General features: G+C 53.5%; 21 protein-coding genes. 1 reads left to right on the top strand and 20 read right to left on the bottom strand.

Features of this window, described 5'->3' with window-relative positions:
• Window positions 1-28: 28 nt before the first annotated feature.
• The 11 genes from HMPREF2804_RS11225 to dapB all read right to left on the bottom strand — a co-directional run bounded on the left by HMPREF2804_RS11225 (window position 29) and on the right by dapB (window position 13,066).
• Entirely contained in the window at window positions 29-1,114 is a 1,086-nt protein-coding gene (locus HMPREF2804_RS11225; protein WP_239664776.1) for a regulatory protein RecX, read from the bottom strand.
• A gap of 140 nt (window positions 1,115-1,254) precedes the next feature.
• Window positions 1,255-2,367, bottom strand: a complete 1,113-nt coding sequence (recA, locus tag HMPREF2804_RS00240; RefSeq protein WP_048755079.1) for a recombinase RecA — start codon at window positions 2,365-2,367, stop codon at window positions 1,255-1,257.
• A 323-nt stretch (window positions 2,368-2,690) separates the two neighbouring features.
• On the bottom strand, window positions 2,691-2,912 hold the full coding sequence (locus tag HMPREF2804_RS00235) for a DUF3046 domain-containing protein (RefSeq protein ID WP_048755080.1): 222 nt from the start codon (window positions 2,910-2,912) through the stop codon (window positions 2,691-2,693).
• Between the two features lie 162 nt (window positions 2,913-3,074).
• Window positions 3,075-3,482 carry a helix-turn-helix domain-containing protein gene (locus tag HMPREF2804_RS00230; protein WP_004006266.1) on the bottom strand — a complete coding sequence of 136 codons (408 nt, stop codon included), beginning with the start codon at window positions 3,480-3,482 and terminating at the stop codon, window positions 3,075-3,077.
• Window positions 3,483-3,716: 234 nt separating this feature from the next.
• A complete protein-coding gene (locus HMPREF2804_RS00225; protein WP_070626844.1) occupies window positions 3,717-4,232 on the bottom strand; it encodes a CinA family protein in 516 nt (171 codons plus the stop codon).
• A gap of 72 nt (window positions 4,233-4,304) precedes the next feature.
• Window positions 4,305-4,937, bottom strand: a complete 633-nt coding sequence (pgsA, locus tag HMPREF2804_RS00220; RefSeq protein WP_048755081.1) for a CDP-diacylglycerol--glycerol-3-phosphate 3-phosphatidyltransferase — start codon at window positions 4,935-4,937, stop codon at window positions 4,305-4,307.
• Window positions 4,938-5,185: 248 nt separating this feature from the next.
• Entirely contained in the window at window positions 5,186-8,299 is a 3,114-nt protein-coding gene (locus tag HMPREF2804_RS00215; RefSeq protein WP_070626842.1) for a DNA translocase FtsK, read from the bottom strand.
• A 232-nt stretch (window positions 8,300-8,531) separates the two neighbouring features.
• Window positions 8,532-10,256: a ribonuclease J gene (locus tag HMPREF2804_RS00210; protein WP_013398755.1), complete on the bottom strand. Its 1,725-nt coding sequence runs from the start codon at window positions 10,254-10,256 to the stop codon at window positions 8,532-8,534.
• 278 nt (window positions 10,257-10,534) lie between these two features.
• Window positions 10,535-11,470 (bottom strand): 4-hydroxy-tetrahydrodipicolinate synthase, encoded by a 936-nt coding sequence (dapA, locus tag HMPREF2804_RS00205; RefSeq protein ID WP_080972546.1) that lies wholly within the window; start codon window positions 11,468-11,470, stop codon window positions 10,535-10,537.
• Between the two features lie 156 nt (window positions 11,471-11,626).
• On the bottom strand, window positions 11,627-12,277 hold the full coding sequence (locus HMPREF2804_RS00200; protein WP_048753081.1) for a hypothetical protein: 651 nt from the start codon (window positions 12,275-12,277) through the stop codon (window positions 11,627-11,629).
• Window positions 12,278-12,298: 21 nt separating this feature from the next.
• Complete coding sequence (gene dapB, locus HMPREF2804_RS00195) at window positions 12,299-13,066, bottom strand: 4-hydroxy-tetrahydrodipicolinate reductase (RefSeq protein WP_070448418.1); 768 nt, start codon at window positions 13,064-13,066, stop codon at window positions 12,299-12,301.
• A 284-nt stretch (window positions 13,067-13,350) separates the two neighbouring features.
• On the opposite strand from dapB, the gene HMPREF2804_RS00190 reads away from it, so the two are divergent.
• Complete coding sequence (locus HMPREF2804_RS00190; protein ID WP_070626840.1) at window positions 13,351-15,294, top strand: acyltransferase family protein; 1,944 nt, start codon at window positions 13,351-13,353, stop codon at window positions 15,292-15,294.
• Window positions 15,295-16,011: 717 nt separating this feature from the next.
• On the opposite strand, the gene HMPREF2804_RS00185 is transcribed toward HMPREF2804_RS00190, so the two are convergent.
• The 9 genes from HMPREF2804_RS00185 to HMPREF2804_RS00145 form a co-directional block, all read right to left on the bottom strand.
• The gene (locus HMPREF2804_RS00185) at window positions 16,012-17,085 is read right to left on the bottom strand and encodes an epoxide hydrolase family protein (RefSeq protein WP_048753073.1); all 1,074 of its coding nucleotides are present in this window, start codon (window positions 17,083-17,085) and stop codon (window positions 16,012-16,014) included.
• Between the two features lie 158 nt (window positions 17,086-17,243).
• Window positions 17,244-18,575, bottom strand: coding sequence for a M16 family metallopeptidase (locus HMPREF2804_RS00180; RefSeq protein WP_070626838.1), 1,332 nt, complete (start codon window positions 18,573-18,575; stop codon window positions 17,244-17,246).
• Window positions 18,576-18,749: 174 nt separating this feature from the next.
• Window positions 18,750-20,969 carry a polyribonucleotide nucleotidyltransferase gene (locus HMPREF2804_RS00175; protein WP_070448425.1) on the bottom strand — a complete coding sequence of 740 codons (2,220 nt, stop codon included), beginning with the start codon at window positions 20,967-20,969 and terminating at the stop codon, window positions 18,750-18,752.
• Between the two features lie 280 nt (window positions 20,970-21,249).
• Window positions 21,250-21,519: a 30S ribosomal protein S15 gene (gene rpsO, locus HMPREF2804_RS00170; protein WP_004006251.1), complete on the bottom strand. Its 270-nt coding sequence runs from the start codon at window positions 21,517-21,519 to the stop codon at window positions 21,250-21,252.
• 203 nt (window positions 21,520-21,722) lie between these two features.
• On the bottom strand, window positions 21,723-23,165 hold the full coding sequence (locus tag HMPREF2804_RS00165) for an amino acid permease (protein WP_048753068.1): 1,443 nt from the start codon (window positions 23,163-23,165) through the stop codon (window positions 21,723-21,725).
• 227 nt (window positions 23,166-23,392) lie between these two features.
• Window positions 23,393-23,698: a hypothetical protein gene (locus HMPREF2804_RS00160; RefSeq protein ID WP_013398741.1), complete on the bottom strand. Its 306-nt coding sequence runs from the start codon at window positions 23,696-23,698 to the stop codon at window positions 23,393-23,395.
• A 164-nt stretch (window positions 23,699-23,862) separates the two neighbouring features.
• On the bottom strand, window positions 23,863-24,780 hold the full coding sequence (gene mtnN, locus HMPREF2804_RS00155; RefSeq protein ID WP_139044899.1) for a 5'-methylthioadenosine/S-adenosylhomocysteine nucleosidase: 918 nt from the start codon (window positions 24,778-24,780) through the stop codon (window positions 23,863-23,865).
• On the bottom strand, window positions 24,777-25,238 hold the full coding sequence (locus HMPREF2804_RS00150; RefSeq protein ID WP_004006247.1) for an S-ribosylhomocysteine lyase: 462 nt from the start codon (window positions 25,236-25,238) through the stop codon (window positions 24,777-24,779). Before HMPREF2804_RS00150 ends, mtnN begins: the two co-directional genes overlap by 4 nt.
• 238 nt (window positions 25,239-25,476) lie before the next feature.
• Complete coding sequence (locus tag HMPREF2804_RS00145; RefSeq protein WP_239661875.1) at window positions 25,477-26,418, bottom strand: hypothetical protein; 942 nt, start codon at window positions 26,416-26,418, stop codon at window positions 25,477-25,479.
• Window positions 26,419-26,520: the final 102 nt, after the last annotated feature.

The raw sequence follows: 26,520 nt of genomic DNA, 5'->3' as shown, positions 1-26,520 counted from the left end.
CGCTGGATACTCTTCTGATGAAGAATATTCAACAGTCTTCTTCTTGCTCGCTGCGGTACCTCTCGATTTCTTCTTTTACCACCGAAAACGCTACAGATGAAGAATATCCCCGACGTGCCAGCATCCCTACTAGCCGACGCATGATTTTCTCCTTCTCGGTACGATCTGAGAAGTTCATGGAAGGACGCAGTTTTTTGCGCACGAGCTCCGCCGCGTCCTGACGTTCATCTTCGTCCGTGCGTGCAGCGAGCGCATCTTCAGCAAGTTCTCCGGTAATTCCTCGTTCTTTGAGTTCACGGCGCAGAGCGGTTCGGGAAAGCTTCTTATGTTTTCCCCGCTGTTCCACAAAGGAACGCGCATACTCGGCATCGTCAATCAGGTGAGCAGCCTCAAATTTATCGAGCAGTGACTCTATCAGGCTTTCCTCAAACCCTTTATCGACAAGTTTTTTCTGCAACTGCGCGCGGGATTTAGCGGAATACGCCAGCTGATTGTAAACCAGAGTCTTTGCTCGCGTGTACGGATCTGGCTCTTCGCGCTGTTTCCAACGTCCTGAGCGATTGGTGCCCGGAACATTCGTCTTTTCTTCGGCAGCGATACCTCGAATAAGAGCTTCTTCTTCGGTGCTCAAAGGTTCGTTGAGGGCACTCCCCTCACGAAATAATGGGCCTGATGACCTTTTCTTCTTTCGTACTTTTTCTGGATGTTCTTCCTCTGCACGATGAGCCCCAATAGCCGGGGCGAAGGGCGATTTTTCGGTGTTCTTGGGGCGCCGGAATCCTTTTTTCCAGTCCGGGTTTCGACGCTTCTTACGGGCGCCCGATGTACGCTCTGCTGAGGTTTTTGATGAAGCGTTTTGTGTACGGGGTTCTGCATCATGTTGAGTTACCGCCCCTCCCCCTCGTGTGCGTGGGAACGAGCGCGATGAGGAAGAACGATAGGGTACAGAATCGGGGTCGGGTTTGTCTTCCACATATCCGTGTGCGGCGGGATGCCAATCAGAGAATCCTGTGGCTTTGCCCTCTGCAGCATCAGAAGTTGTTTCAGCGTCAGAAATCGCAGGGTCACTCAACGGGTTATCACCCCAGGCATCCGCCAACCAATCGTTACCCATGCCGCCTTCCTGTGCTGGTTCGATGCTGTTAATCCTGTAGGTACAACGCCTCAAAGGCGTAGAGTCCTCAGATATGCTGAGCGTGTGCCGCGCATCCTCAAAGCTAGGCTATCGTGGATGCGCGGCACACGCCATCTTGTTTAGAATTCTTCTGCGAGCTCGTCGAGAGGATCGGCCTCAACCGATGTGGCTTCAGTTTCTTCCAAAGATTCCTCGCCTTCAGGATCGATAATTCCGAGTTTTACGAGGACCTTATACTGTAGTTCCTCAGTCAATTCCGGGTTATCCTTGAGCAGTTTACGCACGTTCTCGCGCCCCTGCCCCAGCTGTTCGCCATCATAGGTAAACCAGGCGCCAGACTTCTTGACGATGTCATGCTCTACCGCGAGGTCAAGAATACCGCCTTCAACGGAGATACCCTCACCATACAGAATGTCGAACTCGGCCTGTTTGAAGGGAGGAGCCATCTTATTCTTCACGATCTTGGCACGAGTTTTATTGCCAATGGGGTTCGCCCCGTCCTTTAAGGTCTCAATACGTCGAATATCGATACGCACCGAGGCGTAGAACTTCAGGGCCTTACCGCCGGTCGTGGTTTCGGGAGATCCAAAGAACACGCCGATCTTCTCACGAAGCTGGTTAATGAAGATTGCTGTAGTGCCGGTGGATGCCAGGCGACCCGTAATCTTACGGAGAGCCTGGCTCATCAAACGCGCCTGCAGGCCCACATGAGAATCACCCATATCGCCGTCAATCTCGGCGCGGGGAACGAGAGCCGCTACAGAGTCGACTACAACGATATCAACAGCGCCGGAACCAACCAGCATATCCATAATTTCGAGTGCCTGTTCCCCAGTATCGGGCTGCGATACCAAGAGGGCATCGGTGTCAACGCCGAGTTTGGCAGCATAGACCGGATCGAGTGCATGTTCAGCATCAATAAACGCCGCGATACCGCCCGCTTTCTGCACATTCGCTACAGCATGCAGAGCGACAGTGGTCTTACCGGAAGATTCAGGACCATAAATTTCAATCACACGGCCGCGGGGCAGTCCGCCGATACCGAGAGCAGCATCCAAAGCGATAGCGCCGGTTGAAATAACCTCCGTTTTCACGGTCTCTTTATCGCCTAGACGCATAATCGCGCCTTTACCATAATCCTTGTCGATTTTAGCCATCACGGCTTCGAGTGCCTTGGCACGGCCTTCTTCAGGAACACGAGCGACGCCCTGTGCCTTGCTGTTCTTTGCCACGGTTAGTTACCTCGTTCTATCAATAGAAGGTCTCAATGATTCTTCGGGAGGTGCTTCTCGCCACCCTCTGCACACTACTCTACGAAGTCCGCCTGACACTTTAAGACCGGCGGCGGAAGAATGTGGAAAAATCCCCCAGAAAGTACAGATATTTTTACTCTGTGGATAGATTAGCATGACTCGAACAAAAATCCTATAAATCGCACAAATTTTCGGCAAATTTTTTCGAATTTATGCTCGCCGTGTCCATCTCAGGTTCTCCCCATGTGGTATCTCAACAGCCCCTAAACCGGGCTTATTTCGCAGCAATTCATGGATTCCGGCTACCTGCGCGGCTCACGGTCGGGTCCCAAACGGCGAACCTCCGGAATATCCTGTGTCTCACAGACCGCAAGCCAAACATCCTTCGGCGCAACTCCAGCTTCAAGTGCCTCTAAAGCCGTCATATTCCCAAGCGACCCAAGCACCAAATCTCCCGCCAAAACTCGGGCATACCCAGCACCGAATTCGTAGTCCATATTGGCCCAAAACTCACTGAGTTTCATCGTCCCTCCTTACGCTCTCCTGTTTCAGAGCACATCCGAGAAAAAATCATGAGAACGCTTCATCAGAGTCCCCTACGAAAGTAGACCCCTACTACCGTTGTCAGTGCACAAAAAAGCGAACCGCGCATCATAACGGATGCGCGGTTCGCTCACATAGGTCTCTTAGAGCGAAGCCATCATGTAATCGTTACGGTACTGCTCAGCAAGCTCGGCGGGAACGGTATCCGGAACGTGTACGCCCTCTAGAATTGCCATACGGTCGGCAACTTCACGAAGCATCTGGTACATCGGGATATCAAGCGCCTGGCAAATCCATGCCAGAAGCTCCGAAGAAGCTTCCTTCTGCCCACGCTCGACTTCGCTGAGATAACCCAGGGAAACACGTGCGCTCTGTGAAACCTCGCGTAGGGTACGACCCTGGCGCTGACGAACGTCACGAAGAACCTCGCCAATAGCCTGGCGCAGAGGTACAGTCTTTGCCTCTTCCACAACAGGAGCTACCTGCTGCGGAGCTGGGTTAATTTCTTTCCACCGGGTAATACCATTAATAGATACACGCTTCTTGGTCATATGCGTTGTTTCTCCTCGTACGTAGGTCAACCAGTGTTCGGTTCTTACAGTTATTAAGCCTAACTCATTTTTTAGTTCTCGGCTAGCCTCGGGTGCTGTACCGTTTATATGAGCCTGGCTAGTATATATTCAAACTTACCAAGCTATAGTTTTATTCCCATGCACCTGGGAAATCCCTGGAAACTTGATTAAAGTATCCCGTGAAAAGATACTTCAGCTGACCTCTAGATAAGACTACGATGCGTCCTTAGTACCGTGCACAGCCTGGGTCAGCAGGAGAATTGCATCCGCCGTTGCCGAGGAACGAATCTGTACCCGATCCCCCTCATAGTGCCGCTGTACGGCATAGGTTGCCTCTGAAGTGTGCACACCCAAAAATACGGTACCAACGGGCTTACCATCGTGCGGCTCTGGCCCTGCAACTCCAGTGGTCGAAACCCCGTAGTCAGCTCCACAGATTCGTGCGGTTCCCTGCGCCATCTGCCGGGCAACTTCCGGATCAACGGAACCATTCTTAGCTAAAAGCTCCTCGTTTACGCCTAAAACGGATGCCTTGACCGCGCTCGCATATGAGATAACTCCGCCGCGGTAGTATTCCGAGGCTCCTGCAACGGTGCAGATAGTACCCCCGACGTCTCCCCCGGTAAGGGATTCCGCCGTAGCGATTGTCAGACCTGTACCGACCAACGCATTGTGAAGTATCTGAGCGGCTTCTTTCGCACTGTGCGGTACCGTTTTGAGTACGCCCATAAGTGCTCCTCCCAACGAGATATATCCGACGTATAAAATACCGGGACAGTCCATCTGGAACCGTCCCCAGCCTCATGACTGTGCGGGATGCTGCGCCAGCCATGTCTGGCGAAGCTGATGGGCATCACGCACATAAACCGCCCCTGTCCAGACGGTAATAGCGGTTACCGCCGCCATAAGGACCCATCCGGGAACCAACCAAGGCTTGCCGAGGAGTCCCAAGGGTAAGAGCATCACCACGAGAGCAATGGTTTGTAAAACGGTTTTGATCTTTCCGCCCTTATTTGCCGCCATAACCCCGTATTTGATAACGAAAAAACGCATGATGGTGATTCCCCACTCCCGAAGGAGAATTACAGCGGTTACCCACCACCACAGCTCGCCCAACCAAGAAAGGGTAATGAACGCCGCACCGGTGAGGAGCTTATCAGCAATAGGATCAGCGATCTTCCCAAAGCTCGTGATGAGGTTACGGCTTCGAGCCAGGTAACCGTCCGCCCAGTCGGTAATCATCGCGGCGATAAAGAGGGCAAAAGCAAGCCACCGCTGTGCTACATCTTCAGCTCCGAATGTTCCGCCCGCAAGGAGCACTACAACGAAAAAAGGAACTGCAATAATACGCACAACCGTCAGAATATTCGGCAGATTCCAGTTAGATACATGACGCTCGGTCTGCGATACCGCCGATGCTGATTCCTGACTCACTGTTACCCTTCGTCTCTACAGTCTGGTACCAACGACTCGTTGTTGGCTGCAAGGAGCTCCCAGAGCGTAGCCCTCGCCTCATATCTTTCCAGTATACGAGGTATCGTTCCTATAAGAATGGCATTCCGATAAATCCTTGTTTGGGCTCGCAGTAATAGAAAAATTCCCGCTTCCGCAGCACGATATGCCAGCAGAAGCGGGAATCTCTCTAGGATGATGAGAACACTTTGAATACGACTGTTGGTGGGTTACCGCCCCGTAAGCTGCCAGGCGTCCTCCGAGCCCTCATCGCTCTCTTCCACCGCATATTCGGCAGGCTCTGCGGGGTTCACCGCTTGCGCATACGGGTCTTCAAAAGTTTCCTCAACGGGTTCGGGCACCTCTTCACCCCGGATGCGTGCCAAGGTATTCTGTAGATCGTCTGGGCGCACCAGCACATCGCGCGCCTTCGAACCCTCGGAAGGACCAACTATGCCTTGAGACTCCAGCAGGTCCATAATGCGCCCCGCCTTCGCAAAGCCCATGCGGAGTTTACGCTGAAGCATTGAGGTAGAACCAAACTGCGTGGTAATCACGATTTCAGCCGCCTGGAGCAGGTCATCAAGGTCATCGCCGATTTCCTCATCAATCTGCTTCTTCGCGGCAGAAACCATAACGTCTTCACGGTAAATTGTCGGAGCCTGCTGCTTCACGTGCTCAACAACCGCGTGAATCTCGGATTCAGAGACCCACGCACCCTGCACACGCATCGGCTTCGAGGCACCCATTGGCAGGAAGAGCGCATCGCCCTGGCCGATCAGCTTCTCAGCGCCGGGCTGATCCAGTACCACACGCGAATCCGTGACCGATGACGTCGCAAACGCCATACGCGAAGGAACGTTCGCCTTAATCAGACCGGTTACCACGTCAACCGAAGGACGCTGGGTTGCAAGCACCAGGTGAATACCAGCTGCACGCGCCAACTGCGTAATACGAACAATCGCCTCTTCAACGTCACGCGGGGCAACCATCATCAAATCGGCAAGCTCGTCCACGATAACCAACAGGTACGGGTATTCGTGAATTTTTCGTTTACTCCCCGGCTCAGGCTGAATCTTGCCCTCGCGTACGGCCTTGTTGAAATCGTCCACATGCTTAAACCCGTAATGCGCCAGGTCGTCATAGCGTGCATCCATTTCACGTACTACCCATTGAAGCGCCTCTGCTGCCTTCTTCGGGTTAGTAATAATAGGCGTAATCAGGTGCGGAATTCCCTCATAGGCGGTAAGCTCCACGCGTTTGGGGTCCACCATCACCAAACGCACCTGATCAGGTGTAGAACGCATAAGAATCGAGGTGATCATCGAGTTCACGAACGAAGACTTACCGGCACCGGTTGCACCCGCAACCAGCATATGCGGCATTTTCGCCAGGTTCGCAAGCACAAAACCGCCCTCGACATCTTTGCCCACGCCCATAACCATCGGATGCGGGTTCGAGTGAGCCTGCGGGGACCGTAAGACATCGCCCAGCGATACTGTCTCGCGGTCGGTATTTGGGATCTCAATACCGATCGCCGATTTACCGGGGATAGGCGATAGGATACGCACATCCGGGCTGGCGACTGCATAGGCGATATTTTTACTCAGCGCGGTCACACGTTCAACCTTCGTACCGGCACCCAGCTCGATCTCGTAGCGGGTCACGGTCGGACCGCGTGAGAATCCGGTGACAACCGCATCAACCTTAAACTGCTCTAAAACATTGGTCAGTGCCTCGACCACGTGTTCATTCACTTCGGATGATTCCTTAGCAGGGGGACCTGCCACCAGCATCTGTTCTGCAGGTAGGTTATAAGTGCCCTGCGAAGACTCGACGGATTGTTCGGGGCGGGCCTGCTCGGTATGCGCGGTGCGCGTGTTGTTCTGCAGGGGTCGTGACGCCCCCGTACCGGCAGCCGCTGCTCCGCTGACCGTAGCTTGCGGCTTCGTCTGGGGCATGCGAGATGCACCACTACTTTGCTGCGGTTTAGCCGATGTACCTTGCTGCTGCACTACTTCCGGCTGTGACTGTTGAGGAGGCTGCGTCTGAGGGCTTGCTATCTGCTTTGTCGCAACACTCTGCTCGGATGCGGCGGGCACAACCGACTGTACCGATGTGTCATCAAAAGCCTCTACATCAAAGAGCGCATCCGGTGCCACACGACCGTGCTCAACGGCGGCACGCTGCGCCTGAGCCAGGCGTGCCGAGGGCGCATCCGAAGCCACATGATCGAACACGGTGTTCTCGGTGCGGCGTTTGGGCAGGCGGCTCAACCTACCCTGAGACGATGTCGAAGAATGCGGCGCGGGGGCATCCGCTGAGGTTGCGGAAAACTCTTCATGAGTATTAACCACGGGGCTGGCGAATGCCTCATCGCCAACGTATTCATCCAGCCCCTGATCGGCCTGTTGAGAACGACCGAACCCGAACCACCGCTTAATTGACCCAAAGATACCGCCGCGAGATGTACGGCGTTCTTCCTCATCACCGTAAAGATAGCTACGATCATGTTCCGAGGCACTCAAATCGACGGTCTGAGTCGCTGCCGTGGAGTCCGCATCATAGCCGTCCTGCGGGTATGCGATGGTCGGGTCGTCATCGGTGGAGGCAACCGGCTTTTCACCCAAGGCCATGCGAACGAGATGTGTAAGCCGCGGAATAACCTGACGCACCGGAGTAGCCGTCAATACCATAAGCCCCATGACGAAGAGAACCAGAATAACGAGCCACTGCACAAATGCTATGCGCTGCATGAGGGGTCCAAGAAGCGCACCAATAGCGCCACCCCCGGCCCAGACGGCCTCAAAACCGCCCGAAAAACTGGGGTATCCGGCGTTCATCGCGAAGAAAAGCGACGCTGCAATAAGGATGAGCAGCAGGCCGAGCGAGACTCGATTGGTGCGGCGAACATCATCTGGCGTACGGAAAACGCACCATGCCAAGATAAAGCTCAGAATCGGTACCAAAATAGCACCCTGACCGAAAACGCCGCCCAGCATGGTGTGCCATGCCGAGATTGGGGCATGGATAATGACCGGTGCGGATATGACGCGCCAGCTATACCATTCGACTCCAGCCGTAATAATGCCGAAAAGCAGAATGAAGAGCGCTCCACCATCGCGGCGTGCCTGTGGATCTAAATCTGTGCGATGCACCCCAAGAGCACGCACAGCGCCGCCCACCGTGTGGGCAATGCCTAACCACACTTTCGCAATAGCGTTTGCTACGGGGTTAGTTTCGGGGGTATTCGCGCGCTTAGATGTGCCCCGGGAACCGCGTGCCGAGGTTTTCTTGGCTGATCCGGTTTTGCTTTTACGCCCTTGATTACTCCGTGAAGCCATATTTACTAGGTTAGCAACCTTCCATGTGCTTGGGGCTAGATGCCGTCATTCTCTCGCGACCGATGCGATCGGGGCAAGAACGTGATACGCATCCATAGTATTCATATGCTACCGTACACGAGAACGGAGCCGACCGCTCAAGCAGCTATCGGCCCCGTTTGTCATGTATTGTGCGGGGGGCGTTCGCACAGAGCGTGCCCGCACCGCCTTTCACCGTGGGGCTATGCGCTCGCTACACCGTCGGCTTAGGCTCCTCATCCGTTTTAGTCTCAACGACCACTGGGACGATCATGGGCTTACGGCGCAGGCGGCGGGAGATCCATGCACCAATGGTACGGCGCACAATCTGCTGAAGCTGCTGTACCGTATGCACCTTCTCGGGCGCGCGGTGAAGCGCATCCTCAAGGGCGGCGGTAATTTTGGGGGTGATCTCGTCGAAGACCGAATCGTCTTCGGCGATACCGCGGGCATGAATATCTGGCCCGGTTACCACACGTTTGGTAGCACGATCAATCACTGTCACGATAGAGACGAATCCTTCTTCACCCAGAACGCGGCGTGCCTTAAGATCGTCCTCAGTCACCGAACCGACAGAACGTCCATCCACGTACAGGTATTCGCAGGGAACTTCGCCAACGATCTTCGCTACGCCGTCTTTGAGATCCACAACGGTACCGGATTCGCACAGGAGCACGCCTTCTTCGGGAACACCTGTCTCTTTTGCCAGTTCCCCGTTAGCAATCAGGTGACGAACCTCGCCGTGAACAGGCATCACGTTCTTCGGTTCCAGAATGTTGTAGCAGTACAGCAGCTCTCCCGCCGCCGCGTGACCGGAAACGTGAACCTTCGCGTTGCCCTTATGCACAACAGTCACGCCGAGTTTCATCAGGGCGTTAATGATGCGGTACACGCTGGTTTCGTTGCCTGGAATCAGCGATGAAGCCAACACGACGGTGTCGCCCGGTTCAAGCTGAACCTTGTGATCGCCATTAGCCATACGCGACAGAGCCGCCATCGGCTCGCCCTGCGAACCGGTACACATGAGTACAAGCTCATCGGGGCGGTATTCATCGACCTTCTTCAAATCTACAAGAACGCCCTCAGGTACCTTGAGGTAACCCAGTTTCTCAGCGATGGTCATATTGCGCACCATGGAGCGTCCGACCAGCACAACTTTGCGCCCGCGCTCGACTGCGGCATCGAGCACCTGCTGCACGCGGTGAACGTGTGAGGAGAACGAGGCCACGATAATACGACCGGGCGCATCGCGGAATACGCTCGATATAACAGGTCCGATATTTTTTTCGGTGGGTGTAAACCCGGGAACCTCTGCGTTTGTGGAGTCAGGCAGGAATAGATCCACACCTTCGTCGCCCAGACGCGAGAAGTGACGCAGGTCGGTGATGCGCCCATCCAGTGGAAGCTGATCCATCTTAAAGTCGCCGGTGTGTAGCACAGTTCCTGCAGCGGTTCGGATAAATACGGCGAGTGCATCCGGAATAGAGTGGTTAACCGCGATGAACTCGCATTCAAAAGGACCAAATTTTTCGATCTGGTGTTCCTTTACGGTGAGCGTATAAGGCTTGATGCGATGCTCGGCAAGCTTCGCTTCTACCAGCGCGAGAGTGAGTTCGGAACCGATGAGGGGAATATCGGGACGTTTCTTAAGCAGATAAGGTACCGCCCCAATGTGGTCTTCGTGCCCGTGAGTGAGAACCATGGCGACTACATCATCCAGGCGATCGACCACATAGCTGAAGTCGGGCAGGATTAGGTCTACACCGGGCTGGGACTCTTCAGGGAAGAGCACACCGCAGTCTACAATCAGCAGTTTGCCGTTGATTTCGTAGACGGTCATATTTCGACCGACTTCACCCAGACCACCGAGAGGCACCACGCGCAGGGTGTCTTTCTGCAGTTTGGGAGGCGCCGGCAGATCATTTTCAAAAACGCTCATGCGTATCTCCTTATTTTCTATGATTCTATTTTTCGTGTCGTCTAAGGGCGCACCCGCTGTGAGTATCAAACTCCGAAGCGTATCGGGCTGCTTCGCGGGTGCTGCTCATGCGGCTTGAGAGGCTGAGAGTCCGTTCGCCAAAGGTCATGGACGCATCTCGCCTCTAGAGGAGGGGTCCACGCCTTCACGTTCCGCTTCTGCACGGAAAGCGGACCCGCGTGATCTTCTCGCTACATACGAGTCACGCTGGGTCCGCCCGAAACTAGCCGCAGAAAGTCTTATGCGTTTTTAAGAGTCTGCGCGATAGTGGAGGAAAGCAGATCCGCTCGGATAGCCTCCGCCACCTCGGGTTCGGAAAGTACATGAGGCAGGCGTACAACAGGTGTGCCAAGAACGCCTTGCCAAGCCAGGATTTCTTTGGCAGCAACGGCTCCGGGGGCTCGTCCCATGGTGGCGTTCACAATGGGCACGAGCTGCAGGTTAATGCGCTGCGCACTCACAAGATCCTGCGCTACAACGGCATCGATAAACTCACGGAAGAGCATGGGTGCCACATGCGCGGTAACTGAAACTAAGCCTACGGCTCCTACTGCCATCCAAGGCAGAGTCAAACCATCATCACCACTGTAGTAATGCAAATCTGTGGTTGCCATAACGTCGGTTGCGGCGCCAAAGTCAGCCTTCGCATCCTTAACAGCAACAATATTATCAAGTTCTGCCAGCCGACGGTAGGTGTCGGGGGCAATCGGGATGCTGGCACGCCCCGGAATATCGTAGAGCATGATGGGTGTACTGGTGGCTTTTGCTACGGTGCTAAAATGCGCGTAAACGCCATGCTGAGTGGGCTTGTTATAGTAGGGAGTCACTACAAGCAAACCGTCAACACCAACCTTTTCGGCGCGACGGGCAAGCTCAATGGTATGCGCGGTGTCGTTCGAGCCCACGCCAGCAACAATAGAGGCACGGTCTCCTACAGCTTCTTTGACGATGGCGAAAACTCGCTCGTTCTCATCATCGGTCATGGTCGAGTATTCTCCTGTGGTGCCACAGACAATCAACCCGTCATGACCATTGTTAATGAGGTATTCCGCCAGGTGTGCAACCTGTTTTTCATCCACAGATCCGTCTTGAGCGAAGGGCGTTACCATCGCCGTGAGCAGACGCCCAAAGGGCGGGTTTACAAAAGTACCGGGGTTCATCACGTTCTCAGCCATACACCCCAGAGTACTATCTTAAGCTATTCTTACGCTACATTAATTTTGCTTCTGTCCCGAAAAATTTTCACTTTTTATGGAATTCTGCGTTCTTGAGCTCAAAACGCAACTTCAAGCACTCCTCATGAACACGCATGGACTACCCTAACAGCCACGCTATTTCAGGTCGGTCACACCACGACCGCGGCGTAGAGAAATCGCATTTCGCATAGCGGCGCGGGCACGTTTACGTTCACCGCAGACATCGTACATGCACGAGAGATTAAACCAGGCTTCCCAGCTGTCCGGATGTGCTTCGAGAACATCGGCAAATTTTTCAAGTTCTACTGAAGCGGCCTCACGATCAACCCTTCCGGAAGGACTTCGTGGCAGCGTATCTTCGGGAAGTTTACCCTGGGCATCAAGCTCCTGAGCCATTCGCTGTATACACGCACCAAATATCACCTCGCGCACAAGCGCCCATGCACCCACTGCGGGCAAAAGCAATAGTCCTGCCCCGAGCAGAATACCTGCGATATTCCCCGACGCAATGAGCACGACCCCACGCTGTGCCGTAAACAGCAGGTACAGCCCCAAGAGCGCCACTGTGAGCGCCGCAAAGATTTTACCTTTACCGCCCGCATCCACCAGCATAAATACTCCGCTAAAAATCAGCACGCCCAGTATTGACGCACGAATACCCAGCGACAGAGGCAGCAGAAGCACGGTACAGACTAATAAGAGACAGGCAATCGCAACCCATAACCTCAGCGATGTCAGCCATGAGGCGCCCCGCACGGGTTTTACCGTTTCTTGTTCAGAGGTCATTGGAGTCGGTATCCGCACGATCTACAGATCCATATACTTATCGAGTCCAACGCTCAGCCCCGGATGAGCCGCGACCCGCCGAACGCCCAAAAGCACTCCGGGCATGAAGGATGCGCGGTCGAAAGAATCGTGGCGGATTGTCAAAAGCTGTCCGGGGTCGCCCAGCAGAATTTCCTGATGCGCAACCATGCCGCGAAGCCGCACCGCATGCACATTAATACCCTCAACTTTACCGCCGCGAGACCCCAGAGGATCGCTCTCGGTAGCATCCGGACTGGTTCCAAGCCCAGCTTCCTCTCGCGCAGCCGCAACCCGGCGTGCTGTGTGAGCGGCTGTTCCCGAGGGGGCATCGACCTTATTGGGGTGGTGAATCTCGATAATCTCAACCGATTCAAAATACGGTGCCGCCTTAGCCGCAAATTCCGTCGCCAAAATGGATCCCAACGCAAAATTCGGCGCGATCAGCACACCCACCTGCGGGTGCTCATCAAGAAGCTCACGCAAGGATTCCACACGTTCTTCAGTCCAGCCGGTAGTACCCACAACGGCATGCACTCCGTGCTCTACGGCAAAACGGACGTTCGTCTCGGTAGCGCTCGGCACGGTCAAATCAACCATAATCTCAGCATTAGTTTCGACGAGCTTTTCGAGAGAATCTTCACGCCCTAAAGCGGCAACTAATTCAAGATCGGGGGCATCGGTAATAGCCTTGACCGCTTCCGATCCCATACGCCCCGATGCTCCAAGAACCGCCACCCGCCGTATTTTAGTCTGCGTTGCTTCTACCATTCTGTTGCCTCCAAAAATTACGAATAGCCCAGTTATCTCTACCCTATTATCGCATGTGGTGTACAGCACGAATCGAGACACTATGTTGCTTATGTACTACGCCCCATCAACGCTCAAGCACCAGCACAACACCCTTATAGATACCAAAATATCTGGTAACCGCGTTTCTTAAATTTCACAAAACTTCCCGATGGCTCCAAACGTCTCTATCTAACAAATAAACTTTTATACTAGTAAACAGTATTTTTCTTCACTCTTTCATCACCCCGGAGTAACAACACATCATGAAGCAACTTTTTCCGTCTGCGGTCAGTCCCCATGAGGCTAACCGCTCTTTTATGTTGCCCGGGCTTGACGGCCTGCGAGCTATCGCCGTACTCCTGGTAATTGTGTACCATCTCTGGCCTACTGCGGTGCCGGGCGGTATGATCGGGGTCGATATTTTCTTCGTCATCTCGGGATATTTGATTACCGCTCTCTTACTCCGTGAAGGGGCGATAACCGGGCGCATTAACCTGTTCCTTTTCTGGAAGCGCCGCGCTCGCAGGCTCCTTCCTGCGATCGCACTACTCATTTTAGTAACCGGACCCATCGCACTAGCAGTAGGCGGCGATATACAGGTCAATCTGGGCAGACAACTTACTGGCGCAGGCACATTCTCATCTAACTGGCTCTCTATTTTCAGCGGTAACGACTATTTTGCTCAGACTTCTCCCGAACTTTTCACGAACTTTTGGTCGCTTGCCGTTGAAGAGCAGTTCTACCTGTTCTGGCCTCTTCTCCTGGTGGCGGCGGGTGTTATCCTCGGCAGACGGTGGAGACGATTCAGCCTCATTATCTTTATAGCTATCATTGCATCCTTAACAAGCGGCACGGTTATGTTGGCGTTTGGAGCGCCCATCAGCCGTATTTACTACGGTACCGATACCCATGTTTACGGTCTGCTCTTAGGTGTTCTACTAGCTTTTTCTATCCCGTGGTCGCTCTATCCACCTCGTGATAAACACGTTATATATCGAGTGGCGCAACCCCTTGGTGTGGTGGCTTTCCTGCGTGTAATTCTCAGCTGGCTCTGCTTGGTTGCTCTCATTCCGCTTGCTCTTCTTATGCCTGAGAAGGCGCCGGGCACTATCCCCTGGGGGCTCCTCGGCGCTTCGCTGCTGACACTTGGAGTTATTCAAGGAATCCTGCCGGATATGCTCGCCGGGGCATCGTCTCTATTACGTTCGGTACTATCTTTCGGCCCCCTCACCTGGATTGGGCAGCGATCCTACGGACTTTACCTCTGGCACTGGCCGCTTGCCGTTATGGCGCATTATCTTCTGGGTGTGGATCGTTCACCGCTGTGGAACGTCGTTGTTCTGCTGGTTACCGTCATTATTGCTGAGCTTTCTTATCGTTACCTTGAAACTCCAGTACGGCGATATGGTTTCCGTAGCTCGTTCGCACAATTTTTTGGAAGCATTCGTTACGGCAGGTATCGTGCTCTACCCGTTATTGCTTTAGTCCTTGTGATGGGCGCAGGCTCAGCGACTGCCATCGCAATACGAACCGCTCCCGAACAAACTAGTGCGCAACGCGCCGTTGAAGAGGGCAAAAAGCGCGCCCAAGAACGTTTAAAAGCGCGTGAGGAACAACGAGCACATGCGAGCGCCTCGCCAACAGCAGGTTCGACGGCAGCGAACCCTAGCGCTGCAACCTCTGCAGTGCCGGATGAATATCCGCAGGTGAATTCTGCTGATGTGACTGTGGTCGGCGATTCTATAGTGCTTTCTGCAGAGCCCGATATTTATGATGCGATGCCAGACGCTACGATCGATGCGGCGGAGGGACGCACCATTGTTCAGGCATTGCCCATGGTCAAATCTTGGTCATCGCAGGGAAAAATTGGGAAAGTTTTAGTGCTCTCAGTGACCGCTAACTCGACGTTGATGCCCGGTCAGCTTGATGAGGTTTTGCGGGTGCTTCCGGCAGACACGAAGTTGGTGCTCGCAACAGGGTACGGTCCGCGGACCCTCACCTGGATTGAATCTTCAAATAATCTGATTCGTGAGTTTGCGCAGAAAAATTCTTCCCGCGTGTATATTGCAGATTGGAACGGTGCAATAACGCAGGCGGTGCGGAGCGACCCAAGCCTGATGACCTCGGACGGCGTGCATCCGGAGGTTAAGGGGCAGATGCTCTACGCCCGTATTCTGACGGAGGCGGTTGCTCGAGCACAAAGTTAGGAGGAAATTGTACGTGTAGTGTATTGGTGGCGTTTTTTAAACCTTTTGAATCCACACGCCTCAAACTACGGGTCAAGCAAATCAAACCGTTTTGATACTGGCAGGTTGGAGGAAGGAGTTTTGAAAGTAATTGAACCTTTCAAGAACTTCACGTACCTGGAGTACTATCATGTATAAAACTACATAACCGGTTAAATCTATTCCGCATCGTCAAGACGTCTTCGGGATCCAGCTTTGCTTGCTTAGTACATTAGTACAACAAAGTAATACTCCCCTGCATATCAGCAAAAGCCTTCCTATCGGCAGGTTTCCACGAATTGCAGCGAAACAAAATGCTGTTTTCACAGCGCTCAACTAGCATTCCGCTATCACCGGTGAAAGACTCTAGTTGCTTTACATCCGTGAGTCCCCGAGGGCCAACTAAATACTCGTTGTACACAAGGATTGATGATTCTCGAGTGGCACCATGAATAGGTATTCGGGCGTAATTCTCGTCGCCCGGTGTCGGGTTCACCTCATCATGAACCAGCCTGATTCTCTCCGATAGCTTTCCGTCTGGATGGGTAAACTTACAGCCATAGGCATTTAATCGTAAAGCTACCTCTCCAGCCGGATGCGGTGACGTGAACCGTATTTCCAGCTCTTTCGGGACATCCGTGATATCAATCGCTCCGAAAATCTGCAGCCCCTCCCACTCAAAATAGAACTCCTTGATGGTTAGGCTGCCAGAAATTCCAGGAGGTCTTGAACGAAAAGCTCCGGCTCCTCCAGAGCCGCAAAGTGCCCGCCACGCTCAGGATGTGTAAACCTGACAACGTTGAAAAACCGTTCCGCATATTCGCGTGGAGGATTACTGATATCGTGCGGGAAAATCGCGATTGCGGTTGGAGCCTCTACCCTACCCCGCTGTATATTCCCGGCACCCAAAGCCTCCCGATATATCCTTGCGGCAGAGTGCCCGGTATTCGTTATCCAGTACAGCATCGTATTTGCGATGATAATATCCCATGAAATCCCGTTCTCGCTCCACGACTGCATTTTCTCCGCCATAAAAGCAGCCAAAAATACTGGTGAATCGGCAAAGCCGTAAGAAACAGTCAAAGGTTTTGTGGAAAGCAGCATATAGTAACCGCCTTCAACCTGCGACCAACGCGCAACCCGGTTCAGATAATCTTGTTCTGCATCCGAAAGCGTGCTCTTATCGAGAGAATACTGGTTTGAAAACGGGACATCGGTTAAGTGCAGTTTCAGGATACTCTGCGGATAACGCAACGCCATCTGCTGACCAATCGAGGCTCCCCAATCACCACCGTGTACCACATAGTGCTCATAACCCAACTGTTCCATCAACGTATGGAGCCGTTCGGCAATATCTGCGACAGTATGTTTTTCCAGCTGTTCCGAGAAAGCGAATCCGGGAAGCGAAGGAACAACAACGTTATACCCCGCCTCAACGAGAGGATGAATCACCGGAATATACCGTAAGAAAGAATCGGGCCAGCCGTGAATCAGCAGAACTGTACCAAGATTTTGTGGGCTTTGCTCATGAAGAGCATGCAGCTCTTTGCCCTGTATTGTATAGATGCCATGCCGATACGAGTTCAATATTTTCTGATGCGCCGCCCAATCATACTCGGTAAGCCAATAGTCCACGAGATTTTTCATAAACTCGACCGAGATTCCTGCGTTATTCTCCTGTTCATCTAGAACAACAGGAAAACGTGCACCCCGCAAACGGACCTTCAGATCTTCAAGTACTTCGTGCGATACGTCAATATATAGGTCTCGCATAAGCTTCTTTCCTCCCCCAGTCTTCTCTCTATGAATACCCCATACTCATACAGCATTACATGCCACCATATAACAACTCCCGCAGGGACATAGACGTTTTCGTCATCAGAAACGAGAACGTCTACGCACTGCGGGGTTTGCGAGAATAATAAAGGACGTTAGCGCACAATCGTAGTGATCATCTGCTGTTGCCCCAGATACCTGGCAAGGTCGTGTACATCGTCAAGAGTAACCGCACGAATTTTTTCCAATAGCTCATCGGTGCTCGTGAATTTCCCTGAGTCCAGCTCGGCACGCCCCAGTCGGGACATCCGAGAACCCGAGTCCTCACTGCCCAAAACAGTTGAACCGGCCAGCTGCCCGCGTACTTTACTGAGTTCTTCCTCAGTAATTCCTGCGGACACCAACTTATCAAACTCATACTGCAAGAGTTCACACACCTGCTCGGTTTTAGCGGGCAAGCACCCTGCGTACATGCCGAAATATCCCGCATCGGAGTAGGCACCCGAGAATGCAAACGTACTGTACGCCAGCCCGCGTTTTTCGCGAATCTCCTGGAAAAGCCGCGAAGACATGCCCGACCCAAAAGCACTCGACAGCACACTCATCGCATAGCGGCGCTCATCCCCAGCGATAATACTCGGGCACCCCATCACAATATTGGTCTGTTCAAAGCCCTTCTGCACCTCGTGCAGTTTGGAAAACGGGACAATACCGCTCTCCGTGCGCACACGGCGCGGTACCGGAGCCACTCCCTCAAGAAGGTTCCAGCCGAAGCGGGTGAGCGCATCCAACACAAGGTTTACGATGTGCGAGTGCTCCAGCGACCCAGCCGCCGAGATAACAAGACGATCCGGCGTGTAATACTGCTTGTAATGTTCCCACACAGCATCCCGCGGGACCTGCATAATCTCCTGCGGAGTACCACCGATCGGGCGACCCAGCGGGTTCTGGCCCATAAGCTGTTCTACAAAATTCTCGAAGGCAACGTCCGTAGGATCATCCTGGTCCATGGCAATCTCTTCCAGAATTACCCCGCGCTCCTGCTCCAGATGCTCTGGATCGAGCAAAGCGTTACTCACCATATCAGCCAGAACATCAACCGCCATCGGGGTATCATCGTCAAGTACACGCGCATAATAGCAGGTATGTTCCTTCGCAGTGAGGGCGTTTGATTCGCCTCCCACCGCATCGAATGCCTGGGCAATATCAAAAGCAGTTCGAGACGGAGTTCCTTTAAAGAGCAGATGCTCCAAAAAGTGGGTAGACCCCAACATACCGGGTGCTTCATCCCGGGAGCCGACCCCCACCCAGAATCCGAGGGAAACGCCGCGGGTGCCAGGCATCCGCTCCGTTATCACCCGAACACCGCCGGGCAAAATCGATCGGCGAACTTCATTACCATTTATACCCTCGTAAACCAGGCGACCGCGTTCATAGTCGAGCTCAGCGGTAATCTCATCGCGCGCAACGGGAAGAGAAATAGGCATTAGTGAATAGTCCTTAGCAAACCAAATGTATATAGCGAGCCGTACAAGTCAGAGTAAACGCCAGCCCATCATGAGAACAACCCTCAGGAGTCTCAGGACGAGCTGGCGCTGCTTATCCGACAGAAAAACCAGCAAGTTCCTTAGTCAAGGTGCGGTTTATATCGGGGAGAGTTTCTACTCGGCATCCTCAGCATCAATCACTGGGGAGAGCGAAAGCTTGCCGCGATCGTCAATCTTAGTGATCTCAACCTGCACCTTCTGCCCCACCGAAACAACGTCTTCGGCATCCACCACACGCTTACCACCGTTGAGCTTGCGCATCTCAGAAATATGAAGCAGACCGTCCTTACCGGGGGTAAGCGAAATGAACGCACCGAAATCGGTCACCTTCACAACGGTACCCAGGTAGCGCTCGCCGACCTCGGGAACCTGCGGGTTCGCGATCGCGTTGATAGCGGTGCGTGCAGCCTCAGCCGAAGGACCGTCGGTTGCACCGATAAAGACAGTACCATCGTCTTCAATCGAAATATCGGCACCGGTATCTTCCTGGATCTGGTTAATCATCTTGCCCTTCGGGCCGATCACCTCGCCGATCTTAGCGACCGGAACCTTCACCGAGATGATGCGCGGCGCAAATTCGCTCATCTCATCGGGGGCATCAATAGCTGCGGTGATCACATCCAGAATGTGCAGACGAGCCTCACGTGCCTGGGTCAGTGCGCCTGCCAGCACAGATGCAGGAATGCCGTCGAGCTTGGTGTCCAGCTGAATAGCAGTCACAAATTCGCTGGTACCGGCAACCTTGAAATCCATATCGCCTAGGGCATCTTCGGCACCCAGAATATCGGTCAGTGCGGCGTAACGGGTTTCGCCATCAACCTCATCAGAAACAAGACCCATTGCGATACCTGCAACGGGCGCGCGCAGAGGCACACCGGCATTGAGCAGCGACAGGGTCGAAGCGCAGACCGACCCCATCGACGTGGAGCCGTTCGAGCCCAGAGCCTCAGAGACCTGGCGGATCGCGTAGGGGAACTCCTCGCGTGAGGGCAGCACCGGGGTAAGCGCACGTTCCGCAAGTGCGCCGTGACCGATTTCGCGACGCTTGGGCGAACCAACACGGCCGGTCTCGCCGGTAGAGTACGGCGGGAAGTTGTAGTGGTGAATGTAACGCTTGGACGTGACCGGGTACAACGAATCGAGCTGCTGCTCCAGCTTGAGCATATTCAAGGTGGTCACGCCCATAATCTGGGTTTCGCCACGCTCAAAAATCGCCGAACCGTGCACGCGCGGCAGTATTTCAACCTCGGCGGTCAACTGACGAATATCGGTGAGTCCGCGACCATCAATACGCACCTGTTCAGTGAGGATGCGCTGGCGCACGGTGTGCTTGGTAAGAGCAGCAAACGCCACTGAAACTTCATTAGCGCGCTCCTCAAACTCTTTACCTTCCCCGGTGAGGGCTTCCATCAGCTCGGATTCAAGCTCAGCGGCAGCGGCTTCACGCTCCTGTTTACCCGCGATGGAGTAAACTTCCACGAGGCGCTCGCCCGCGAAGTCCTTCACGGCGGTATCGACGTCTTCGCCGTGTCCGCCGAAGTAGGGAAGCTCCAGGGCGGGTTTACCGGCGCGCTCCACAAGGTCAGCCTGCGCCTTGCACAGAGCAGCAATAAAGGGCTTCGCAGCCTCCAAACCTTCAGCCACGATCTCTTCGGTGGGAGCAGCGTGTCCGTCTTCCTTGATGAGCTTCCAAGAATTATCGGTTGCCTCTGCCTCTACCATCATGATCGCAACGTCTTCGCTGCCATCGGCCTTGGTCACGATGCGACCGGCCACAGCCATATCGAATACGGCGTTTTCCAGCTGAGAGTATTTGGGGAAGCACACCCACTGCCCATCAATAAGGGCCATACGCACACCACCGATAGGCCCGCTAAAGGGCGCACCCGATAACGCGGTTGATGCGGATGCTGCATTAATCGCAAAGGTATTGTAAATTTCATCTGGCTCGATGGTCAGAACGGTGACGACAACCTGCACTTCGTTACGAATACCCTTCGTAAAAGCGGGGCGCAGCGGACGGTCGATTAGACGTGCCGCAAGAATCGCCTCGGTCGGGGGTCGCCCCTCGCGGCGGAAGAACGAACCGGGAATTTTACCGGCGGCGTACATGCGCTCTTCAACGTCTACGGTCAGCGGGAAGAAGTCAAAGCCCTCGCGGGGAGATTTACCAATTGCGGTTGCTGAAAGCAGCGTTGTTTCGTCATCAATCGTGACGAGCACGGATCCTGCCGCTTGTTTGGCGAGACGGCCAGTTTCAAAACGTACATGGCGTTTGCCATGAATACCATTGTCAATTTCTACTTCAGAGAATTGGATTTCGGGACCTTCCACGATTCCTTCTTTCTGTGTTCGTATACCCGTCGCCATTTCCACCCAATCTATCGGCCTTCGATAGGAAACCACGGACGTCGTACCCTGAACCTCTGTTGTACACAGGAGTATTCCGTAATTCGCTACCGAGGACCGCACCGGGGCGTGCCTGGAACGAGCGCTCTTTATAAACTGTTTATCTGAAAAATGGACGGGTTTCCGTACATGATAACGCGGGCGCATCCCCCGCCGTGCGACGGAGGATGCGCCCGCTTAGCGTTACCTGCAAGGTACGAAAACCTTAGCGACGCAGACCAAGACGCTCAATGAGCGAACGGTAGCGTTCAATATCAATATCCTTGAGGTAGCCTAGCATATTGCGACGACGACCCACGAGGATCATCAGACCACGACGGGAGTGGTGATCGTGCTTGTGGAACTTCAAATGCTCAGTCAGATCGGAGATTCGACGAGACAGAACTGCAATCTGCACCTCGGGAGAACCAGTGTCACCCTCGTGAGTTGCGTATTCCTTGATGATTTCCTGCTTGATAGCGGGATCCAATGCCACTGTATAACTCCTAGAGTTAGTGCCGCGTAGCTGCCCGTACGACCGTATGTCGCCGGGGTTTTGGGCGTATGCCCCTCACGTCTTCTGCCGCGGACCGCAGACACGCGTTTAACACATTCTACGCTACTTTTACGGATTTTGAAAGATTACCGCCGCAGCACATTCCGTATTTAGGCCTAGCATTTCCGCCCGCAATACCGCATTTATCCGCCCTGAACATCAGACGTGATCGCCAGTTTTGCGTTCTTTGCCAACCGTGGCGCTACCGCTAGGCGATAGTACGCGAGAAGGAAAACACACCATATAGCGCCAACAACAAGAGCCAAACGAGTGTCATCGAAGAATCCGAATAGCACGACGATGAACGCCATAAACGCAAGCGTTATATAGCTGACGACCAGAGGAAGCCGCACGGGCTGCACTTCGTCTTCGTATCCCCCACGTTTATAGGCGATGTGCGCCAGCAGAATCATAACCCACACGAAAACGGTCGCGAATGTTGCCAGCGAAGCGACTACTTCAAAAGCATTCTCGAACGCGATATTCACGATCACGCCCACCGCCATAACCACGATCATCAGAAGAGTCGTCATCCAGGGCGCACCGTTTTTTGCAACCTTGCCGAATGATTTCGGGGCCAGCCCCTGCTTTGCCAGCCCGTACATCATACGCCCGGCACCGTAAACATCGGCATTCATCGCAGACACGGCGGCGGTAATAATAACCACGTTGAGGATTGATCCTGCCGCCGGAATTCCCAGGTTCTCGAAGATCTGCACAAAAGGCGAGTTCTCTTTAGTGACAGAGTACCAAGGGTAGAGCGACATAATGACGGAGAGAGTCAGCACATAGAAGATCAGAATGCGGAACGGCACAGTACGAATAGCCTTAGGAATCGACGTGCGTGGGTTTTCCGCCTCCCCCGCCGCAATACCGATATTCTCAATACCGCCAAAGGCAAACATTACCACGGTAAAACATGCCAGGAAACCAGTAAACCCTTCGGGCATAAAACCACCATCAAGCGCCCACAGATTCGTAACGGACGGCTTCACCGAGGTGTGTGCCTGCACACCAACGAAAAGCAGAATAATTCCGCCCCCAATCATGGCGATAATAGCGCTTACCTTGACAATAGTGAACCAAAATTCTGTCTCGCCAAAGGCTTTCACCTTGGCAAGGTTAATGGCGAGCAAAATGAGCAGCACCGATACGATCCAGATCCACGAGGGCGACTGGGGGAACCAGAATTTCATATATACTGCAAATGCTGTCACATCCGCGATGGCAACGAGCGCCATTTCCAGAGCATAGCTCCAGCCGGTGACGAACCCAGCCCAAGGTCCCAGATACCGGGTTGCGTATTCCGAGAATGCGCCAGATACGGGGTGTGCCAGTGCGAGCTCCCCCATAGCGCGCATCACCATGAAAACGGCAGCTCCGCCAATCACATAGGCGAGTAGTACAGCGGGGCCCGCCAGTTGAATAGCGGAGGCGGAGCCGTAAAAGAGTCCGGTGCCGATTGCCGAGCCAAGCGCAATGAACATGATGTGACGCAGGGAGAGTCCGCGCGATAGCTGGGGCGCATCCTCGGTGGAGATAGCGCCATTTGCGGTAGTTGCCGCAGAGTTAGCGTTATTCTTCATTTTTCCTCACCTCGCGGGTTAGCGGTGTAACCTCTTGAAAATCTTGTGTTCTGGTTGGTTCTGCGGTGTGGCTTTTGTTGCCGTATGCCGTGTACCTCCCCCATCGAGGTTGTGGGATGCGCCCAGCGTACTCCCCGTGCATCCTTGCGATTTCTTAGTTGCAGTGAATCGTAACGCAAAAAGACGGCGGGTTTGGCAACGAAGCCAACCCGCCGTCTTGTTGAAGACTATTTCTGTTTACGCTTACGTCCTACGATGAGCGACAACAGAGCGGTTACGCCAGTCACGGTATAGACTGCCGGCCACGCGCCAATTTTCTTGGCGAGTGGATGGGAGTAACCGAAGGCAGAAAGGTAAACGCCGGTGAGGAACGTAGCACGCCCAACTCCAGCTTTACGCTTCCAGTTCTTGAAAGCAATAAAACCCGCAAGACCCAGCACGGCACCACCAAGAGGCCGGTTGCCGGTTGTAGATGCGACCTTGTAACCGCCAAGAAGACCAGCCGCAGAGGCTAAGGTCGGGCAGATTTTCATGGTGCTCTCCTGAGTCACGAGTACGTTATTGCTGTGTTAACCATACGCTATGACGGCTTAAATGTGAATTCTCTCGGAATTTTTCTTGTAATGAGTGTTTCTGTGCAACCGTCTGAGCACTTGGGGTCTGAAGCATTATGGTCTTCTTAAGCAGATCCGTCCACTTAGTCTTCAAGGTTCAACTCAAGAGCGGGTAATTCCTGCTGCGTCCAGAGCTCAGCGGCAATCTGCAGCGCATATCGTGCCGAGCGGGGAGCCACCACATCGACCGAAAGATGAAATTCCTGATCTGCTGCTGGGCCGCATAAATCAGAGATGCAGCGTACCGCCATAAAAGACACATCATAGTTACTGCAGATCTGCGCGATCGCTGTGGTCTCCATATCGGTGCTGAGTGCCGTATCGAAGGCCTCTCGGGTGTCCTTCACGTTATACTCAGTCACGAATGAGTTACCCGCAAGCATCCGCCCTTGGTGCACCGCCCAGGAACCTTCCTCCTGTGCCGATTTAAGAGCTGAAAGCGCCGCTTCAATCGCCTCTTCCCAGTCCGAGTCACGATCGCCATAGGATACGGGCATCCCAGGAATCTGCCCGCGTTCGTATCCAAAAATGGTTGCGTCGGCATCGGTGTACAGGTAATTTGACCCCAGTACTATATCTCCAACGTTGATGTGCTGCGCAAGACCACCGGCGGTTCCTGCACTGATAACCCCCAAACAGTTAGTCGCGTAGTTGATAGCTTCCGTGACGGCGGATGCGGCATTGACTAACCCAATTTTGGAGCGAACCAGCAGAAGGGGAACCTGATCTTCTTCAAGCATAAGATAACGTGGGTAGAATTTTGCTACGCCTTCAGTGAAGGAGGGCTGTGCTTGCTCGGTCGCTGCGAGGAACGGGGCTAGCTCTTCATCCATCGCAACCTGAATGACGATCGCGTTTGAGAAGCTCATCATGAGGTCGTTCAGGTTCTCCAAGTCGGCATACATTTCGTTAAAAATATCCGCCGGCGTAAAGTCTGTGGGGAACATCTGCGCAGCTTCTTCGGAGTGCCCCTGTTCGCCAGAGTGATGCTGTTCGCTCACGCCGCCATCACCTGCTCCCAGTCAGCACGTGCGGCGAGGAATTCACGTGCAGCATTCTGCGCCCCTTCAAGGGTGTGGTTAGCGCCCCAACCGCACTGTATTTCATTCGCGGCGGGCACCTCGGTAGCCGTGAGAATATCTCGTAGAGTCGCTTCCAGGATGGGCAAGAACTCCTGCAGCTCTAGCCCCAGGGTGAGGGCGTAAAACCCAGTTTGGCATCCCATTGGTGAAAAATCGATGAGCTTATCTGTGTGGTTGCGCATGTGCTCGGCGCTCATATGCTCGATCGAATGTACGACGGGCATTTCAAGATGGCCCTTGTTAGGCTGAGTGAAGCGGACATCGTATTTGATGAGGGTATCTCCACCGGGCAATTCCTTGCGGTCTGCAATCCGCACATAGGGGGCCACAACGGCACGATGATCAAGGTTGAAAGACTCGACGTTCATTTTTTTCATGCTTATATTCTCTCTTAAGCACCCGCTTCGTCGGAACCCTTCATAAGATACTCTCCCTAAGAGAGTTCCTGCATTCTCATTGCATAAATGCCGCTGAGCTCGGTCTCATGACGCAAGAATACGGCGGCATCGCGTTATTGCAATACCGCCGTATTCCATGTACAGCATGCACTGCTGCACTAGCCCTCTTTATATAAGTGCCAAACAGCTTGATGGTGCATAGCTTTGCTGGAGGATATTACTCTCGGGTCCAGTTACCGCCGAAAGCCCAGTATCCGCTGATCGGCACCGCATGCTTATTGGCAGAACTGCTGCACTCTGCAACACGGGGGTCTTTGAGTGCGTAAGAGTACTCGCCCACCACACCAACCTGGTCGTTATCTCCAGCCCAACGTTTGGGACCACCATTATAGGTTGGATTGCAGTTGTTGTTGTAGTAGCGCTGATTAATGTACGAGGCGGACATTTCTTGAAGCGAGTAAACACGAATAGTTACTTTAATAATCGTTCCTGCACTTACCGGTCCGAAGTCAAGATAGAGCTGTCCGCGCCAGCGGCTGCCCTCAACTACAGAACGCGCCTGAGAACGGGAGAACGGATAGAACTTACGGTCCTCATAACAACCGTAAGACCCCGTAGTTTTTGAGGGCATACCATCAATATTTTTGTGGTTGAAGCTCCCCCACCCAAAGGTTCCCTGCTTGATAGGTTGGGCACCAGTAACTTTATACCCAACACCGTTAAATTGGGTATCGAGTACAGCATTATTTTTTGCATTTTGTTCACCCACTGGAGTTGCCTGATTAACCCAAGGATTCGCCTTAAAGCTCCGCAAATCTTCTGTGATGCGGTAGGTAAAGGTGAAATCATGGTAAGGGTTTCTCTCAATGGGTGTATTAACAGCATAAGGGTTACGACCATTGTCATATGTATCGGCAAATTTATAAGATACACCAGCACCCCCTTGGTTCCCCCAGTCCGCGACGGTAATATTCGGATTACCATTGTCCGAGAATTCGTTAGAAACGCTCGTCTCCACAACATTCTGAGTCGCAAGCCATGAACAATCCGGCACGCTGGACGCATATGCGGGTATAGCGGAGGAGGCTAATACAACAGGGGCAGCCCAGGCGGTGCCTTTTGCCAAGGTACGCCGGGACAGTGTTTTCGAGGTATTCACAATATTCCTTTGTGTCGAGTAGGTGATTGTCATCCCTGATTTACGCAATAAGTCAGGGATATATTCTCCAGGTAGATTACTCTCTAATATATCTTATGTCAC

It is taken from the genome of Rothia sp. HMSC065G12 (assembly GCF_001811455.1).
GTDB classification, from domain to species: domain Bacteria; phylum Actinomycetota; class Actinomycetes; order Actinomycetales; family Micrococcaceae; genus Rothia; species Rothia dentocariosa.
The sequence above is the reverse complement of the archived record's forward strand: the minus strand, read 5'-3'. Positions and strand labels throughout refer to the sequence as shown.

Excerpts from the sequence above, each read along its gene's own strand:
- HMPREF2804_RS00190 (WP_070626840.1), top strand. The coding sequence starts at position 13,351 with ATGAAGCAACTTTTTCCGTCTGCGGTCAGTCCCCATGAGGCTAACCGC.
- dapA (WP_080972546.1), bottom strand. The coding sequence starts at position 11,470 with ATGGCTGAGAACGTGATGAACCCCGGTACTTTTGTAAACCCGCCCTTT.
- HMPREF2804_RS00165 (WP_048753068.1), bottom strand. The coding sequence starts at position 23,165 with ATGAAGAATAACGCTAACTCTGCGGCAACTACCGCAAATGGCGCTATC.
- HMPREF2804_RS00225 (WP_070626844.1), bottom strand. The coding sequence starts at position 4,232 with ATGGGCGTACTCAAAACGGTACCGCACAGTGCGAAAGAAGCCGCTCAG.
- HMPREF2804_RS00215 (WP_070626842.1), bottom strand. The coding sequence starts at position 8,299 with ATGGCTTCACGGAGTAATCAAGGGCGTAAAAGCAAAACCGGATCAGCC.
- HMPREF2804_RS00185 (WP_048753073.1), bottom strand. The coding sequence starts at position 17,085 with ATGCGAGACCTATATATTGACGTATCGCACGAAGTACTTGAAGATCTG.
- dapB (WP_070448418.1), bottom strand. The coding sequence starts at position 13,066 with ATGGTAGAAGCAACGCAGACTAAAATACGGCGGGTGGCGGTTCTTGGA.
- HMPREF2804_RS00235 (WP_048755080.1), bottom strand. The coding sequence starts at position 2,912 with ATGAAACTCAGTGAGTTTTGGGCCAATATGGACTACGAATTCGGTGCT.
- HMPREF2804_RS00180 (WP_070626838.1), bottom strand. The coding sequence starts at position 18,575 with ATGCCTATTTCTCTTCCCGTTGCGCGCGATGAGATTACCGCTGAGCTC.
- HMPREF2804_RS00150 (WP_004006247.1), bottom strand. The coding sequence starts at position 25,238 with ATGAAAAAAATGAACGTCGAGTCTTTCAACCTTGATCATCGTGCCGTT.
- HMPREF2804_RS11225 (WP_239664776.1), bottom strand. The coding sequence starts at position 1,114 with ATGGGTAACGATTGGTTGGCGGATGCCTGGGGTGATAACCCGTTGAGT.
- HMPREF2804_RS00230 (WP_004006266.1), bottom strand. The coding sequence starts at position 3,482 with ATGACCAAGAAGCGTGTATCTATTAATGGTATTACCCGGTGGAAAGAA.
- HMPREF2804_RS00200 (WP_048753081.1), bottom strand. The coding sequence starts at position 12,277 with ATGACCTCTGAACAAGAAACGGTAAAACCCGTGCGGGGCGCCTCATGG.
- HMPREF2804_RS00160 (WP_013398741.1), bottom strand. The coding sequence starts at position 23,698 with ATGAAAATCTGCCCGACCTTAGCCTCTGCGGCTGGTCTTCTTGGCGGT.
- HMPREF2804_RS00210 (WP_013398755.1), bottom strand. The coding sequence starts at position 10,256 with ATGAGCGTTTTTGAAAATGATCTGCCGGCGCCTCCCAAACTGCAGAAA.